We start from the raw sequence: 17,578 nt of genomic DNA on the forward strand, positions 1-17,578 counted from the left end.
GATGAATCCACCTCAGAACTCCGTTCATCCACCTTTGAACTGGATGAATCCACCTTAGAACTCCGTTCATCCACCTTTGAACTGGATGAATCCACCTTAGAACTCCGTTCATCCACCTTTGAACTGGATGAATCCACCTCAGATACTCGTTCATCCACCTTTGAACTGGATGAATCCACCTCAGATACTCGTTCATCCGCCTTTGAACTGGATTCATCCGCCTTAAAGACTGGTTTTGTAAAAGTAGACCATCGGTGCGTTAGCCTCCGGCGTAACATACCCTACGAAAATTGTTAGCAAGGATGCAGTTAAAGCTTTGCTGTCAGCTTAGTGCTGGAAAATGAAACTTGTATGATGGTTGTTAAAGTTCCTCTTTCGCAATATTATGAGCGAATTACAGACCCAACTAGCAAGCGATACCTGGATAACAGCAACTTGGGATGAATATATCCAAATAATTGAAAATCCTGACTACGAAAAAGCCAAGGGCTACTACCACAATGGACAGATGAGGATTGAAATGCCGCCAATCGGAAATGACCATGCCAGCGATCATACAATTATTATCTTTGCTGTTAACTTGTTTGCCAGCATCAAAGGTATTGCTTTAAATGGCAAGGATAATTGTACATATCGGAAAACAGGCTTCAAGGAAGCTCAACCTGATGTGTCTTACTATATTGGTGAAAATGCTGATGTCATTCCCTACGGTACTTCTATCATCAGGTTAGATATCTATCCAGCACCAGATTTAGTTATTGAAGTGGCTAATACCTCACTTGCTGACGATCAAGGTGAAAAACGACTTTTATACGAAGATTTAGGAGTGAAAGAATACTGGATTTTAAATGTCCAGAATGTCCAAGTTATGGCTTTTGCTATTGAAAACCAAGGTAGTAGGCGGATTACAGAATCTCAGGTATTACCAGGATTAGCTATTTCTTTATTAAACGATGCATTACGCCGAACTCGTCAAATAAATCAAAGTCAAGTTGGTGCTTGGTTGTTAACCCAATTTCAGCAATAATTACAAACTGCTTTGCGGTAGAGAATGGGGAGTAGGGAAAAAGCAAAGGATACAGAGCAACTAAAGCGCGATCGCACTATAGCAATCCTATCTGATTTGTGAGAATTGCCCGCCGTAGATTCCCAGCTTCTCAAAAAAGTTGAGGATCTTGTTTCTCACAAATAGTTCAGAATTGCACTAATATGCTGTGGCGAAAGTCACCCTTTCAGGTGAAGACATACAGAAATACTAATGCCTAGTATGAAGGAAGATTAAGCAACTGTGAAGCTTATTATGCGTCTAGTTGTTAATTGACTCATAAAAATTTAATCCCAAAGCTTTAACAACTCCGTATTCTCCACTTGTCCTCTAACTAAAAAATATTCTTATACCGCAAGATTTACAGGCTTCTATAATATGGCTACGCACATAGAAATTCCAGTTATTGGCAAAGTTAAGTATCCGTTGCGCTGGCTGATAGGGCTAATGGCGGGGAGTGCTTTGGTTGTGGGTACTATAACAACTTACACTTTGGTAAATCAAGGGACAAATAAAGAAGATATTACTCAACTAACTGTGCCAGTTGCAGCCCAAACCGTCACCTTGCGGATTACCGCTAGTGGCAAAGTCGTGCCAGTTCAGAGCGTAAATATTAGTCCGAAGAACCCTGGAGTGCTGTCGCGATTATATGTCGAACAAGGCGATCGCATTCAACAAGGGCAAATTCTCGCCCGCATGGATAGCGCCGGTATTGAGGCTCAAAGGAGCCAGTATCGTGCCAACTTAGCCCAAAGTCAAGCACAGCTAGCCCAAGCCATTGCTGGTAGTCGTCCTCAAGAAATCACTCAAGCTAAGGCGCGATTAGCACAATCTCAAGCTCAATTAGCCGCAGCTAAAGCTGGTAATCGTCCCCAGGAGATTGCTCAATCTCAATCTCAAGTAGATGCGGCTCAAGCAAGGGTGAATTACACCAGCGAACAGGTAAAGCGTTACGAATATCTATATAAAGAAGGAGCAGAGAAAAAACAATTACTCGATCAAGCCATCAGCGATGACAAAAGTGCTAGAGCCAATTTAGAAGAAGCGAAAAAACGATTTTCCTTAGTCCAAAGTGGGACTCGGAGTGAGGAAATTGACCAACGCCAAGCTGCTGTTAACGAAGCACGGGCAGCATTGGTACTGTTAGAAGATGGAACCCGTTCTGAGGAAATTGCCCAGCGTCAAGCCGCTGTTGCATCTGCCGAGGCTCAGTTAAAGGGTGTACAAGTGCAGTTGGAAGATACTATTATTCGCGCTCCTCTGTCGGGAATTGTCACCCAAAAGTATGCCGAACCAGGTGCGTTCGTCACACCCACAACTTCTGCATCTACTAGTGCATCGGCAACTTCTAGTTCAATTGTCGCTGTAGCAAGGGGTTTAGAAATATTAGCTCAAGTTCCCGAAGCCGATCTTGGCAGAATAAAACAGGGACAGCAGGTGGAAATTGTCGCCGATGCCTATCCCGATCGAGTTTTTAAAGGTCATGTGCGCCTGATTGCTCCCGAAGCCGTGGTGGAACAAGGTGTGACATCCTTCCAGGTGCGGGTTGCTCTTGATACTGGCATAGATAAACTGCGTTCTGGCTTAAATGTGGATCTGACTTTTTTAGGCGATCGCGTTAATAATGCCTTGGTATTACCAACGGTGTCAATTGTCACCGAAAAGGGTAAAACTGGCGTACTCGTACCAGATGCAAAGAATAAACCCCAGTTTCGCGAAGTTACAGTTGGGGCACAAATTCAAGACCAAACTCAGATTTTAGGTGGAGTTAAAGAAGGCGATCGCATTTTTGTTAACCCACCCAAAGACTACAAAATCGAAAAGGCTAAAGAACAAAATAATTCGTAATTCGTAATTCGTAATTCGTAATTCGTAATTCGTAATTTAAGATATGAATTTTCTCGAAAGCATGAATATGGCGGGGAAAACCCTGCTGTCAAATAAACTGCGTAGCGCCCTCACGATGTTGGGTATAGTTATTGGCAACGCTTCGGTGATTGCCATGATTGGCATTGGCGAAGGTGGGCAAAAGTATGTGAATAAACAGTTGCAGTCATTAGGGCCAAATGTGCTATTTGTACTGCCAGGTAATCGAGAAACTCAGCGGATCTCCTTTGAAGTGCCAAAAACTCTGGTGTTGCAAGATGCGGATGCGATCGCTTCTCAAGTCCCAACTGTAGTAGGAGTTGCACCAGAGTTAAATAGAAGACAGGTAATTACATACCGCAACAGAAATACCGATGTCAATATTATTGGCACAACTCCGAGTTTTCTATCTGTGCGGGATTTTGAAACTGCTAAAGGCAGGTTTTTCTCTGAGGTAGACATCAAGCGAAATAACCAAGTGGTAGTGCTGGGTGGAGACTTGGCAGAAAAACTATTCGGTAATAGTAACGCTGTAGGACAGCAATTGCGAATTGGAAATACCAGCTTTCAAGTGATTGGAACGTTAACAGCCAAAGGTTCCAGTGTGGGAGCAGATTATGATGATGCTGCTTTAATACCAATCACGACATCTGCAAACCGACTTGTGGGCAAGAATTCTCCTTATGGTATTGCCTTAGATTATCTCGTTGCTGCGGCTCGTGATTCCGATAGCGTGGATGCAGCAGAATTTCAAATTACTAATTTGCTGCGTCTAAGACACAAAATTAATGGTGAAGATGACTTTACCCTCCGCACCCAGAAAGATGCTTTGCAAACTGTCGGTCAAATTACAGGTGCATTGACAATTATGCTAGCTGCGATCGCAGGTATATCCCTGTTTGTCGGCGGCATTGGCATCATGAATATTATGCTAGTTTCCGTCACCGAACGCACCCAAGAAATCGGATTGCGAAAAGCGATCGGTGCAACTGAGCAAGATATTTTGCTACAGTTCATCATTGAAGCAGTAATTGTTTCCGCAGCCGGTGGTTTAGTTGGGACTGCGGTTGGTATCAGTGGCATTCTATTAGTGGGAGCTTTGACTCCTTTAGAAGCGAGTCTTTCTCCTATAGCAATTACTATGGCAGTTGGTGTCTCTGGGGCTATTGGTTTATTCTTTGGCGTTGTTCCTGCACGTCGCGCTGCTAAACTCGACCCCATTGTGGCTTTGAGAAGTGCCTAGATAAATTATCACAAAGACGCGATAAATCGCCGTCTCTACAATAATCAGTCGTTTTGTCTTGACGGCGATTCATCGCATCTCTTACCTTAACCGAACAGTATTGATATGAGTCCTATAGTTGGGCGATCGCTACAATCCATTGAAGTAATTTTGCTGAAAAACGGGAAGACTATGGTTAATCCCAAATGGGGAAATTTCTATGAAAATCCTGAACAGCAAAATGCTCAAAAAATCTCTACTTAACTGTTTAATTTTACCTTTTTCTCTAGTTCCCTGGCTCTGTGTGGGAACGCTTTTTGATTCCCAAGCCAATGCTTTACCAGGACAAAGTACAGAAGAGGTAGGCACTTGGATTAAAGCACATCCAACACTCCGCCCCAGGAGAGGGGAGAAATTATTTGTGCAAAAGACTGATACTGCTGCCCAACGATTCACTTTTCAAGCGTCGGTATTGCCTCCTGGTAGGGTGGAGTTTTCCAAAGACCGTGGCACAATTCGGACTGAGCGCATTACTATGTATGATGCTATTAACGGCATGACATTTACGCGTCTCCAAGAATCCCTGCGGGTAATTTATGGCTTGGAGATTTATCAAGACTACGATCGCGCCCAAGTCGTGTATCAATATCCCAACCAGAAGGTAGTTAATTCCGCGCGTCTAGCCAAAACTCCGATTCGGGAAGCCTTAAAGGGAGAATTACGAGTAGGCGATCGCTATGTATATTGGGTGGAAGTTGCCCAACCCAAGAATGGCAAAGCTTTTACCGGTCAAATGACGGTTTTGCTCAAAACTGACCTAGACAAGTTAGAAAATGAACTGCAAATTCGTTAATAGGCATCTATCTGAGTGCTGAGTGCTGAGTTCTGAGTTCTGAGTTCTGAGTTCTGAGTTCTGAGTTCTGAGTTAAAAGTGAAGTAAGGAATTATTTTCCTTATCCCCCTGCTCCTCTGCTCCCCTGCTCCCCTGCTCCCTCATCTCTTCCCCAACTCCATCGGAGCTAAGGTTTGCCATATACCCGAAAAGATACTTTCAGCTGCTAAGGAAATTCGTAGTAAATCTTCTTTGAGTAGTGGTGGCCAATCAACTCCGGCTTTACGCCCTGCACCAAATAGCTGTTGCGCCTTAATGCTTAACTGATAAAGGGCCAAAGCCAGTTCTCGGTCTACGCTTTTTGCATCTTTGAGGGCTTCAAACACCACTTTCAATGCCAACAAAATCGAAGTGATCTGACCGGGTACCGGCGGTTTGCCCTGTTTCATACGCGTTAACAGTGCATCTGGGTTTTCCTCGGTTGTGATTGTCTGATCTATGAGGAGTTTCCTAGCTGTTTCGTAATTCATGTAGTCAGTTTAGCGTACATTTTACTTCAGCAGTAATACTTAATTAAAAAGTAATAAAACGGCTTTCTAGTTATTTATAGCAATCTCTGATGATTTATGAAATGATAGGCGTGGGGAAAATGATGAGGAATTGGCGATGCTCTAGGTTAACCAGATAGACTGAATATAATATCTTTGAAAAATACACCTTACTAGGAATCAAAAGTAAAATGATCTCACCGAATTTACTAGAAATTGAACGCTCTATCCTTGCCTTGTCTGTAGAAGAACAACTTTGGCTGTTAGAAAGTATTGTTCGACAAATCCGAGAAAGGGAGTATGTAAAAGATAAATTTACTGATACTAAAAATTTAGATGAACAGTTGCAAATAACCGCTACACTGCCAAATATTCAAACACAAATTTCTACTATAAATGATGAATTTGCAATTTCTGAAATCCTCTGATATGCACGAATAAACATTATGAAATTGCCAGCCCTAAGAAATTAAATATACAAGTTATTAGTGAGCGTAGGCGCAGCCCGCCGTAGGCATCGCAGTCTCTAAATTAATCATTTACATTGCAAAAGCAGTTTTGTTCAGTAATAAAAACAAGTTTTTGCGTAATTTAGATTGCCAAACTGTTTTCGTTTACACGGGGATGTGGCGATCGCAAATCCCTTTTAATTTTGTTTCATCTATCTTTACGATTCAACCCCATTATGGTATGTCACTGTGGTAAATACGCTCTGATAATGTTGCTGATTATCAGTCAATAGGGACAATCTCGCAAAAACAAATTTTAACGGTGCTTATTACATTGTTTGAAGTTATGTAGCCTTTTGATTACGGCCTATCAACCACTGCGGTAGACTATGCGTTGATTATGATTCTTTCGCAGAGAAGAACACTCGAAAGGAGCCGTTTATTCAATGTCTCATTCCGTAAAAATCTACGATACCTGCATTGGCTGCACCCAATGCGTCCGCGCTTGCCCTACTGATGTACTTGAGATGGTTCCTTGGGATGGCTGTAAAGCTGCTCAAATTGCCTCTTCACCCCGTACAGAAGATTGTGTTGGCTGTAAGCGCTGCGAAACCGCTTGTCCCACCGACTTTTTGAGCATCCGGGTTTACCTGGGCGCTGAAACAACTCGCAGTATGGGTCTAGCTTACTAAAAAGCTGAGTGCTGAGTGCTGAGTGCTGAGACAAAAAGAAGTAAATCAGAAACACAATTTCTTGATTCTTCACTCGGAACTCGGAACTCGGCACTCAAGTCTTTGAAGTGTCTCAATAGCAAGCACTTTTACGATCGTAAAGTGGACATTGCCCGCCTTACAAAATCGCAATTTTAGATTGGGGATATAATCTCTGGGTATCTAAATCCTAGAAGCCGTATTTGTACCGTCAGGTCAAAAGCTGACGGGGAATCCGCTGTAAAAAAACCTAAAATCTATAACAATACCTAGTGATAGAGGGAGTAAAATACTCCCTTTTTTCTTTGCAAAACGTCCACTTTATGCTACCTACTATACTGGATTTAATCATCCTGAAAAAAAAGTGGCGTGAAGAATGTGCGGAATTGTTGGATATATAGGCACTCAAGCGGCGACAGACATTTTACTAGCTGGACTGGAGAAACTAGAGTACAGGGGCTACGATTCGGCTGGAATCGCCACTGTTTGGGAAGGTGAGGTAAATTGTGTACGGGCAAAAGGTAAACTCCATAACCTGCGTTCTAAACTGGAACAAATGGAAACCCCTGCCCAAATTGGTATTGGTCATACACGCTGGGCAACTCATGGTAAACCAGAAGAGTATAATGCCCATCCCCATTTGGATACAGCAAAACGAGTCGCGGTGGTGCAAAATGGCATTATTGAAAACTACCGCGAGTTACGCGAAGAACTCAAAGCCAAAGGACACATATTTCTTTCTGAAACCGATACAGAAGTCATTCCCCATTTAATAGCCGAATTTTTAAAGAATCTTCCTCCCTCATCTTCCTCATCTCCCTTCCTAGAAGCAATTCGCCAAGCTGTTAACCACCTAAAAGGGGCATTTGCGATCGCAGTTATTTCTGCTGACTACCCCGATGAATTGATTGTTGTTCGCCAACAAGCACCCTTGGTAATTGGTTTTGGTCAAGGGGAGTTATTTTGTGCTTCTGACACGCCAGCGATCGTTGCCTACACCCGTGCAGTGCTACCTCTGGAAAATGGCGAAATTGCCCGCCTCACACCTTTGGGCGTTGAGATTTACAATTTTGCTGGCGATAGGTTGAAAAAACAACCCCGGCTGCTCAACTTCAATCCGGCAATGGTTGAAAAGCAGGGATTCAAACACTTCATGCTCAAAGAAATCCATGAGCAACCAGGAGTAGTAAGAGCTAGTTTAGACGCTTACTTTAACCCAGCCGAATCTACCGAATCGCCAATCAATCTTGGTTTACCTGCGGATTTATACACTGATTTAGAACAAATCCAGATCCTCGCCTGTGGTACCAGTTGGCACGCAGCATTAATCGGAAAATATTTACTCGAACAATTAGCAGGAATTTCCACTCAGGTACATTACGCTTCTGAGTATCGTTATGCACCATCACCCGTGACAGCTAACACGTTGATTGTTGGTGTTACTCAATCAGGTGAAACCGCCGATACCCTAGCAGCTTTGACGATGGAAAAAGAACGTCGCCAAGGGAAAGAAGCCAAATATCAAGCGCGACTACTGGGTATTACCAATCGTCCAGAAAGCAGCCTTGGTCATCTAGTACCGCATATTATTAGTACCTTAGCGGGAATTGAAATTGGGGTAGCAGCGACGAAAACTTTTACTGCTCAACTGATGGCGTTTTATGCTTTGGCATTGGATTTAGCAGCTCGTCGTCAGACAGTTTCAAAAGATACATTAGATCAAATTATTAATGGGTTGCGGCAGATTCCCAAAGAAATTGAAGCAACTTTGGAAACTCAGGAACGTTTAACCGAACAGCTAGCCCATGAGTTCGCCGAAACCCAAGATTTCATTTTTATAGGAAGAGGAATTAACTTCCCCATTGCTTTAGAAGGGGCGTTGAAATTAAAAGAAATCAGCTATATTCACGCCGAAGGGTATCCGGCTGGAGAAATGAAACACGGCCCGATCGCACTTTTAGATGCGAAAGTACCAGTAGTTGCGATCGCAATACCTGGTAGTGTTTACGAAAAAGTTATTTCTAATGCCCAGGAAGCCAAAGCCAGAGATTCTCGGTTAATTGGCGTGACTCCCGTCAACGATGGCGAAGCTGCGGAAATCTTTAACGATCTTCTTCCCGTCTCTCATGTAGAAGAATTGCTTTCTCCGATTCTGACAGTAGTTCCTTTGCAACTATTGGCTTATCATATTGCCGCCCGTCGCGGTTTAGATGTCGATCAACCTCGTAACCTTGCTAAAAGTGTTACCGTGGAATAGTATAATTTTATACTTAAGATTAATTGTGGAGGAATAATTCGGTTGAACAATTAATAATTCGGCTAAACAATTAATAATTCGGTTAAACAATAACCCTTTACAGAGTACGCTTGTATTAAGAAGATATGCGATCGCTCTCAGGGGTTATTTTTATGGTTAGAGGCAGAGGAGAATGGACGCAAGCCAAATTTGAGCGCTATAGAAAAGAAGGTCGTGGGCGGGGGAGTGGTAAAGACTATAAGCCCTGGATTACAATCCAAGATTTTCCCTCGAAAGGTCGGTCGTCTAGGACTCCTGGCTGGAAAAGCAACCGAGTACATCATTTCTTGTCAGACCAAGAAAAACGATTATTTTATTTATTTGAGTGGTCAGATGTCGTCACAGATACAAGAGAGCAATTCCCTTTAGACGACCTTGACCTAGCGATGAGTATTGCTACGGAGATGGGTATAAAGTATCCTGTAGACCTACAAAGTGGTACTCCTTATGTCTTAACAACTGATTTCATGCTTACAGTAAATCAGAATGGAAAGCAGGTTCAGATTGCCCGAACAGTTAAGCAATCAACAGAGCTAGAGAAAAAGCGAGTAATTGAAAAATTGGAATTAGAGAGGCGGTACTACTTAGCAAAAAGCATAGACTGGGGAATTGTTACAGAAAATGAAATTCCAAGGCTATTAGCGGAAAATGTTGAGTGGATTCATTCTGCCTATAATTTAGAAGCAAATTCTGAAATGGATATTCCCCAATTGCATGAGCTAGGAACTATTTTAAAATCCAAGCTTCAGGAACACGATACGGCAATAAATAGAGTAACTACCGCTCTAGATAAAGAAATGAATATCAAGTCTGGTACATCACTTTACATGTTTAAGCATTTAATTGCCGCAAAAAAAATCATTATAAATATGTTGGAGACAAAAATATCTGCTTGTCCTTCCAGCAAAGTTATCGAAAAAATTATATTTTAGAAATATTATTTGATACGTAAGATGCATGAAGATTTATTTATCAATGACCTTATCGAGTGGGAATCAGATGGAAATAGTCAACTGATCGAAAGAATTATTTGGATCGACGAAGGTTATGTTATTGCCTTTGTTCTTGATATTAATTCTAAAAAAGGTTTGCCAGAACCGAAGAAAGTATCTGAAATTTTAGAAGCTATGTCTGAAGGTCTTGCATTTAAGCAGAAACAAGACCCTTGGGCAAGAATAATTCGTGAGGAAAATTTAACAGATAGAGATAAAGAGTATAGAGATAAAGCTTGGGAAATAATTTCATCTTTAGTTGTGCAGGAACCTTCAATATATTATAGGAATATTCGAGGTTCTCTGGTAAAGCAAGTTATTAAAAAGTATAACGAAGGAAGAGAAAAAGATAAATTAGTAGAAAAAACTGTTTATGGATACATGAGACGATTTTGGCAAAGGGGGAAAACCAAAAATGCTTTGATACCTGATTTTATCAATTCATCAGGTAAGGGTAAAATTAGAGGGGATTCAAGCAAAAAGAGAGGAAGACCTAAAAAATATTCATACGATCCAGAAATAGGTGAAGGGGTCAATGTCACGGAAGAGGATAGGAAAATCTTTAGAATAGCTATTAGCAGATTTTACAATAATCCAAAGGAAAACTCTTTCACAACTGCCTACGAGTTAATGGTAAAGGAGTTTTATAAAGAAGGAATCAGATATGACGATAATGGTGTTAGAAAATCTATTCTAACTCCGACTGAGAAAATACCTACAATTACCCAATTCAAATATTGGTATCAAATTGAGCAATATGATGTAACAAAAACTTTGACATCTCGAATAGGAGCGAAGAAATTTGCTCTGGAAAACAGAGCTATTTTGGGAACCTCTAAGATGGAAACTATTGGCCCCGGTTCTCGATATCAAATTGATGCTACAGTCGGAGATGTATATTTAGTTTCTAAATACAATCGTAACTGGATAATTGGCAGACCAGTTATATACGTAATTATTGATGTTTTTAGTCGAATGATAACGGGTTTTTATGTCGGTTTAGAGGGGCCATCTTGGATAGGAGCAATGATGGCTTTAACTAATGTAGCCGCAGATAAAGTCATGCTTTGTCAGGAATATAACATTGATATTGCTGAAGAACAATGGTCTTGTAATCAAATGCCAGATGCAATTTTAGGAGACAGGGGAGAATTGGCAGGAATGGCTGTAGAGCCATTAATCCCTAATCTTTATGTTCGTATCGAAAATGCAGCTTCTTACCGAGCAGATTGGAAGGGTTTAGTCGAAAGGCACTTTCGTATTATTCATGAGTATGTAAAGCCTTTCTTACCTGGTTATGTGGATACAGATTTTAGACAAAGAGGCGCAAGAGATTATCGACTAGATAGTAAACTCGATATAGACCAATTTGCTGAAATTATTATTCGTTTAATTATTTTCCATAATAATAAACCTCTTAATGAATATGAGAGGGATGAAGCGATGATTGCTGATGATGTACCTCCTATCCCTAGAGAGTTATGGAAGTGGGGTATCGCTAATCGCTCTGGTAGACTTAGAAGCTTTCCTGAAGATATTGTCAAATTAAATCTAATGCCAACTGAAAAAGCCACCATCACTGCTAAAGGCATTAAACTCAGAAGCAAGGATATGTACTATAGCTGCGATCAAGCACAAAAGGAACAATGGTTTGAAAAAGCTAGAAGCAATATGCTCTCTAAATCAGAGAAATCGTTAATAGTTTCCTATGATATTAGGAACCCTAATTTTATTTACCTCCCATTAGAGGATGGTAGAAATTTTGAAAAGTGTTATCTTATTGACCCAGAAGGTAGATACATTAACAAAAACTTTTATGATATTGAGTATATGCTTGCTTACGAAGAATTACAACAGCAGAAAGCTCAAGGCAAAACACTACAAGAAAAAGTTGATTTAATAGCAGATATAGAACATATAGTTAGTAAAGCAGAAAACATGACTGAGGCGGCTCAGGATGAACCATTAAGTAAGAGCAAAAAAGTTGCTGGTATTAGAGAAAATAGGGCTTTTGAAAAGGCTAAACGACGTGAAAATGAGGGATTTGAGCTAGCAAAAACAGAAACTCCAACTAGCACGGAAGCTGTAGAGACGAACAATGAAAGCTTAAAACCACCCAAATCGTTGCGACCTAATCATCTTGATATTCTTAAGCAGAAACGACTGGAGCGTAAACGTGGACGGAAAGAATGAGCGTGAATGGGTTGAAATTCCAAATGGTGATTGGGCTGCTATTGCTAAATATAGTGACCATAAGTTAGCTGAATATAATATTAATCCCCTAGTTCAGGCATTACCTCCTATCCTTTCAAGAGATGAGTTTGTTGAAAGAGTGACAGAAGTGCCTGATTATGATTCTGTAGAGACGGAGCTAGAGCCACAGTATAGATTTCATTGCATTGAACGATTATCGAGATATTTTGATCCACAGAACAAGACAATCGAGCTACAGAAGGTAATTGCTGTGTTAATTATGCAAGGCTATATAGCTCGAAATATTTTGAAGCCAGAATATACACGTAGGTCAAGGCAAATCTATGATGCTATAAAAGATGGCGGCGGTAAAACATTGGAAAATTATGTTTATGTTCCTACCTCTGCATCAGGGCTGACACTGATTGGTCCATCAGGAATGGGCAAGTCAACTAATCTGCTGAATATTTTGTCTTTATACCCGCAGGTCATTCTTCATCCAGAATATACTACTTTCCAAATTGTTTGGCTGAAAGTTGATTGTCCCCGCTCTTTGAAAGGTTTGTGTACTGATATTTTTCTTGCTGTTGACAGGCTTCTTGGAACTAGCTACTTCAAGAAATTTGGTTCTAGAGGTAATTCAGAAGACTATATGTTAGCTCAAGTTGCCCAAATTGCTCATACCCATCACTTAGGAGTTTTGGTTATAGATGAAATGCAAAATTTGGTGAACGCAAGAAGGAATAGAGATGATTTATTAAATTTTTTAGTCAAAATGGATAACACTATCGGAGTTCCAGTAATTCGAGTGGGAACAAACGAGGCTTTTCCAATTTTACAAGGTAATTTTCGGAATGCTAGAAGAGGAACAGGGCAAGGAAGTGTCATTTGGGAGAGAATGCTTCAAGATGATGACTGGGATTTCTTCCTCACGGGAATATGGGAGTATCAGTGGACAAAAACTCCTGTTGATTTTTCTGATGAAATTAACGAAGCTTTCTACTACGAGTGTCAAGGAATTATTGATATTGCTATCAAGCTCTATAAAATGATTCAATGGAGGGCAATTTCGCTCGGAGGTGATGAGAAAATTACTGTTGACCTAATTCACCAATCAGCGAAAGACGGACTATATTTAGTCAAACCAATGCTGGATGCTATAAGGTCAGGAGATCAGGATTGGATGATTAAATACAAAGATATTGCTCCCATTGATGCTATAGAATACAAAAACAAGTGTTTGTCTGAGCTTGAATCTAGGGACTTAGAAGAAGTTCGCAGATTAGCACGTAAGCAGCAAAACAGGGGAAATCAATCAGTAAAGCTACGTCATATTATTGTTGAACTTGTGAAGTTAGATGTAGAGCCTTCTGTAGCTAAAGAGTGTGCTGAAAAAGTTCTTGCAATTAATGAAGATAATGCAGATATTCCTTCGTTGGTAAAAGAAGCATATATTTCTGCTTTGCAAGGCGAGCCAGTTAAGAAAGGCACTGCAAAGACGAACATACGCAAAACAAAGCCAAAATATCAGAGTAATGATATTCGGCAAATTGTCGAAAATGCCAAGAATAAAAAAATTCCTGCTTATCAAGACTTAAAAGCAGCAGATATAATTAAAAATCCACTTCAAGACTTTATCAATATTGAGTAGGCTTATGCTCAGTTTTTTTCCACAACTTTATCCTGATGAGCTTTTGTATAGTGGTTTAGCTCGGTATCATATCAGGAGTGGTAACACAAGTTTCAGGCAAACAGAAATAGAGCTATTTGGATATTATTCTCAACAAATATGTAGAGTTATTTTACCTAGTAACTTAAATTATCTAGTTAATAACTTACCCTTGCGTTCAAAGCAGACTGTAGAAAATATAATTCAAAATCATAGTTTATACCCTTTTTATGCGACTTTTCTAATTCCACAGGAAGCTTGGGTAGTAAGAGAGTCAATGAAGAAAAAACTAAATGGCTCTATCTTAGAGATGGCTAAAGTAGCTTTTAATTCTACCGATAGAGCAAAAAAGTTTCTCAAGTTTTGTCCTATATGTATGGAAGAAGATACGCAAAAATTTGGAGAAGGTTACTGGCATCGGTTTCACCAAATTCCTGGTGTAATGGTTTGCTCTGTTCATAATTCAGCTCTATATGATAGCTCAGTTATGGTCGAAATGCGAAACACACACTATCATGCTGCAAGTCCAGATAATTGTATTCTCAATACGAACACAATAAATTATACAGAAGGAACTTTACGAAACTTAATAGTGTTAGCCAGGGAAGTTGAGTGGCTAATTAGTAATAATATGGATTTTAAAGGTTTAGCTTGGCTTCGCAGCCAATATAAGCATTATTTAGTTAATAAAAAATTAATCACACTTTTTCCAGGTAGTAAATTTATATTTAAAGAGAAAGATTTTTCTAAATCTATCTTTAACTTTTATGGACAAGACTTTTTTGAAACTATTAATCAAAATTGTATTAAAAATCCCGATAAATATTTTTCTAATTGCCTGCTAGCCTGTGATATAAACCCAGTCATTGACCGAATCATACATATTATAATTATAAATTTTCTAGCTAACTCTCTAGAAAATTTTTTTAGGTAAATATTAGTTGGCAGTTTTATAGTTAAAACCATTTTTATTACAAAATATTATTATTGTTAATTTCGCTTAATAAAAACTTATATATAAAACTATCGGGTATTCTAAGGAAATAAGAATGAGTAGCCTAAGATTTTGTCTGTTTGGTTCAACAAGATATGGTGAAAGAGATGAGTAGCTATTTTAGCTTACCTACCCAAACCCCCATAACAGAAACTTTAACCCAAACCTACCCAAAAGAAACTTTAACGCCTAAGTTACCCTGGGTTGAATTACGTTTTAGCATCATTGGTAAGACTATACCTGTGGATCACGGTTATGAGTTGTATTCTGCGATCGCTCATTTTCAATCCCAAGTTCATGACATAGATACATTGGGTATTCACACTATTGCAGGTATTCCCAGCGAGGATGGTCAGATTCATCTGACTGATAATTCCAGGCTTCAGATTCGCCTACCTGTGGACAAAATCAGTCTAATCTATCCGTTAGCAGGGAAGTCGCTGAAAATTGGTAAGCACACAATTCGCTTGGGAATTCCTGAAATTTATTTGCTTGAGCCAGATGAGAGATTGCGATCGCGTATAGTGATTATCCAGGGTTATCAAGAACCGGAATCATTTTTAGCAGCCGCACAGCGTCAGTTAGAACAACTGGGTATCCAGGGAAAAGCCTTTATTACCAAAAATACTGATGGTAGCCCAAAACGTAGAAGTATCAAAATCAAGGGCTTTACGGTTGTGGGTTTTGGATTAGAAATCATTAATCTCAACAATGAAGATTCGCTAACATTGCTGAGATATGGCATTGGGGGAAAACGTAAGATGGGCTGTGGCGTTTTTGTGCCTGTGAAGAGAAAGGGAAACGCAAGTTAAAGCTGGTTTTGACCCAATATAGGTTTGAGAGTATTTCCCAGAAATAAATAAGATGTCCGTAGTAGCTAGTGTTGTTAACCCCAAAATTCAGTTAAATTTGGGCGATCCAAGCATAACTTGGATACATCGTGCTGGCATAGCAGGGTTGTGGATGACGCTCAAGCAACTAGAAAAACTATACCCAATAGCTGCGGAACGGCCTGGTAATTTAACTTGGTTGCTGACTCCTCGTAGTATTAGCCTTGAATGGCAAGGGCAGGATTTCGTAGTTTTAGACTGGCTGCTAAAGCAATCTTTTCAGATTAATGAAGAAGGTCTAATTTCGCTGACAGGCTTAAATACGCATTCAATCAATATTGAAACCCAAATTTATATTCACTTGGGAATAACAGGAACGTTTCTCCAACATAACCAGGTTTTGAAATTTAACGGCGGTAAATCCTGGCCATTAATAGTTGATGGTATAGAAATCGATGTCGAGTATAAGAAAGCAGTTTCCTATGCTCATCAAGATTTTGCTAAACAACTGTGTGATAAACAAGGTCAATTATTTGGACAATCAATTGGTGTAGCAGGGTGGCTATATCCGGGGTCTATAGTTCGTCATGTTGCTTTTACAAAAGAAACTAAGTTTGAAGAGAAACCACAACTGGCTTTTGCTCTTTTATATGCTCCTGTTGCTTGCCACTACTTTGTTTTGCGATCGCATACCAAACCGGAACATACACAATATGCCCTAGTTATACCTGAAGTGGTTGACTTAGAAATTTATGCCCAGGAATACTGGAATTTGAGAAACTTAGATTACAAGGATTTCAATGTATCTAGCTTAGGAGACGCTGCGTTAAGATATCTTACTTACGAAACAATTATAGAATTGGCTATACCCGATCAAGTAAAACGATGCCAAGTAATATTATTTGGAACGGTAGTTTGGTCAAAGCAGCAAAAAACTCGCATAGAAATAGCAGTGGTAGAAACGACTGAAATAATAGATTTTATCTATAAGCTTAGTCGGATTTATTTTCCAGAGTACCAAATTATTCAGTATAAAAATAAAAATTTTATCATTAGCAATATCTTTAGGGGAACAATTGCCAATAACTTAGTAAAGGGCTTTCCTTGGTGGGCTAATTTATATACAATCTTTAAACATGGAAGTTTATTGAAACTCATTTCTAATGATGGAGTTTATAAGATGATTCAAAACTCTGAATGGAATATAGAAAGTCAAAAACTCTTTATTAAAGCTTGTCATGAGGCATTGAAGAAAATATACGCTAAAATTTATGGACGAACAAATGAGGGTCAATATGCTCAAATTGAACGAGAAAACACACGTATTTTATCGCAACTAGGACGTTGTACAAATGCTGAAAATTTTCGGAAATTTATTGCGGAGTTTTGGGGAAGAGCAGGTCAACTTTCCATTTTAGAAAAACACTGGGAAGAATTACTACCATTAACTTCTGGGATAATGGATTGGAAAGTTGCCAGAGATTTAACTTTTATTGCCCTTGCTAGTTATCCAAAAAGCAATATGGTTGAAAAAGAAATATTGGAAATCTCTGATTCTAATAGTGAATAATTACACTTTTTTATTTAATAAAACACAAAACATGAATTTAATAGGCAATTTTAAATGTTCCATTTATTCGGTAATATCTTGACTAGCTATGGAACCGCAGCTAATAATCGTGGGGAAAATGAAGGTAATATAACTCCATTACAAAAATTGAATTGGAAAGGTGAAGTTCATACTACAGTTTCATCTGAGGCGATTCGTTGGGCATTACGGTACTACTGGCAAAATGTTGGCTATCCGGTGAATCGACGTTGGGATGAGAATGCTCAACCAGTAGCAGATTATGTTTTGCAAGACCCCAACTTTGATGATATAGCGATTATCAGTCTTCTGAAGTACAGTAGCAGCAGTGAGTAAACCAACCC

The 17,578-nt window shown here is 39.6% G+C and carries 17 protein-coding genes; 16 read left to right on the forward strand and 1 reads right to left on the reverse strand.

The genetic code is table 11. The features are described from left to right. The 6 genes from ACM0OX_RS31640 to ACM0OX_RS31665 all read left to right on the forward strand — a co-directional run. Positions 1-297: hypothetical protein (locus tag ACM0OX_RS31640; RefSeq protein ID WP_414518933.1), on the forward strand; the 297-nt coding region annotated here is incomplete at its 5' end. A gap of 88 nt (positions 298-385) precedes the next feature. Beyond that, the gene (locus tag ACM0OX_RS31645; protein ID WP_414518934.1) at positions 386-1,027 is read left to right on the forward strand and encodes a Uma2 family endonuclease; all 642 of its coding nucleotides are present in this window, start codon (positions 386-388) and stop codon (positions 1,025-1,027) included. 396 nt (positions 1,028-1,423) lie between these two features. Continuing rightward, positions 1,424-2,893, forward strand: a complete 1,470-nt coding sequence (locus ACM0OX_RS31650) for an efflux RND transporter periplasmic adaptor subunit (RefSeq protein ID WP_414518935.1) — start codon at positions 1,424-1,426, stop codon at positions 2,891-2,893. Positions 2,894-2,936: 43 nt separating this feature from the next. After that, entirely contained in the window at positions 2,937-4,154 is a 1,218-nt protein-coding gene (locus tag ACM0OX_RS31655) for an ABC transporter permease (RefSeq protein WP_414518936.1), read from the forward strand. A 105-nt stretch (positions 4,155-4,259) separates the two neighbouring features. Then, complete coding sequence (locus tag ACM0OX_RS31660; RefSeq protein WP_414518937.1) at positions 4,260-4,397, forward strand: hypothetical protein; 138 nt, start codon at positions 4,260-4,262, stop codon at positions 4,395-4,397. Further along, complete coding sequence (locus ACM0OX_RS31665) at positions 4,375-4,986, forward strand: hypothetical protein (protein ID WP_334836979.1); 612 nt, start codon at positions 4,375-4,377, stop codon at positions 4,984-4,986. Before ACM0OX_RS31660 ends, ACM0OX_RS31665 begins: the two co-directional genes overlap by 23 nt. 140 nt (positions 4,987-5,126) lie before the next feature. Here ACM0OX_RS31665 and ACM0OX_RS31670 read toward each other — a convergent pair whose 3' ends face one another. Continuing rightward, positions 5,127-5,495, reverse strand: coding sequence for a Dethiobiotin synthetase (locus ACM0OX_RS31670; RefSeq protein WP_414518938.1), 369 nt, complete (start codon positions 5,493-5,495; stop codon positions 5,127-5,129). A 209-nt stretch (positions 5,496-5,704) separates the two neighbouring features. On the opposite strand from ACM0OX_RS31670, the gene ACM0OX_RS31675 reads away from it, so the two are divergent. The 10 genes from ACM0OX_RS31675 (at position 5,705) to ACM0OX_RS31720 (ending at position 17,570) form a co-directional block, all read left to right on the forward strand. Continuing rightward, a complete protein-coding gene (locus tag ACM0OX_RS31675; RefSeq protein ID WP_334932866.1) occupies positions 5,705-5,941 on the forward strand; it encodes a hypothetical protein in 237 nt (78 codons plus the stop codon). A gap of 467 nt (positions 5,942-6,408) precedes the next feature. After that, on the forward strand, positions 6,409-6,654 hold the full coding sequence (gene psaC, locus ACM0OX_RS31680) for a photosystem I iron-sulfur center protein PsaC (protein ID WP_015175986.1): 246 nt from the start codon (positions 6,409-6,411) through the stop codon (positions 6,652-6,654). Between the two features lie 394 nt (positions 6,655-7,048). Continuing rightward, positions 7,049-8,929, forward strand: a complete 1,881-nt coding sequence (gene glmS / locus ACM0OX_RS31685; protein ID WP_414518939.1) for a glutamine--fructose-6-phosphate transaminase (isomerizing) — start codon at positions 7,049-7,051, stop codon at positions 8,927-8,929. Positions 8,930-9,255: 326 nt separating this feature from the next. Next, positions 9,256-9,900 (forward strand): TnsA endonuclease C-terminal domain-containing protein, encoded by a 645-nt coding sequence (locus ACM0OX_RS31690; RefSeq protein ID WP_334836982.1) that lies wholly within the window; start codon positions 9,256-9,258, stop codon positions 9,898-9,900. Positions 9,901-9,921: 21 nt separating this feature from the next. Continuing rightward, on the forward strand, positions 9,922-12,153 hold the full coding sequence (locus tag ACM0OX_RS31695; RefSeq protein ID WP_414518940.1) for a DNA-binding protein: 2,232 nt from the start codon (positions 9,922-9,924) through the stop codon (positions 12,151-12,153). After that, the gene (locus ACM0OX_RS31700; RefSeq protein ID WP_334836984.1) at positions 12,137-13,804 is read left to right on the forward strand and encodes an ATP-binding protein; all 1,668 of its coding nucleotides are present in this window, start codon (positions 12,137-12,139) and stop codon (positions 13,802-13,804) included. The genes ACM0OX_RS31695 and ACM0OX_RS31700 overlap by 17 nt, the downstream gene beginning before the upstream one ends. Positions 13,805-13,808: 4 nt before the next feature. Continuing rightward, complete coding sequence (locus ACM0OX_RS31705) at positions 13,809-14,756, forward strand: TniQ family protein (protein ID WP_414518941.1); 948 nt, start codon at positions 13,809-13,811, stop codon at positions 14,754-14,756. Positions 14,757-14,896: 140 nt separating this feature from the next. Continuing rightward, positions 14,897-15,628, forward strand: a complete 732-nt coding sequence (cas6, locus tag ACM0OX_RS31710; protein ID WP_414518942.1) for a type I-MYXAN CRISPR-associated protein Cas6/Cmx6 — start codon at positions 14,897-14,899, stop codon at positions 15,626-15,628. 52 nt (positions 15,629-15,680) lie between these two features. Next, complete coding sequence (gene cas8a1 / locus ACM0OX_RS31715; protein ID WP_414518943.1) at positions 15,681-17,216, forward strand: type I-MYXAN CRISPR-associated Cas8a1/Cmx1; 1,536 nt, start codon at positions 15,681-15,683, stop codon at positions 17,214-17,216. A 54-nt stretch (positions 17,217-17,270) separates the two neighbouring features. Further along, positions 17,271-17,570, forward strand: coding sequence for a hypothetical protein (locus ACM0OX_RS31720; RefSeq protein ID WP_414518944.1), 300 nt, complete (start codon positions 17,271-17,273; stop codon positions 17,568-17,570). The last annotated feature ends 8 nt before the right edge of the window (positions 17,571-17,578 follow it).

This window comes from Nostoc sp. PCC 9305 (assembly GCF_963920915.1).
In the GTDB taxonomy this organism is placed as follows: Bacteria; Cyanobacteriota; Cyanobacteriia; order Cyanobacteriales; family Nostocaceae; genus Nostoc.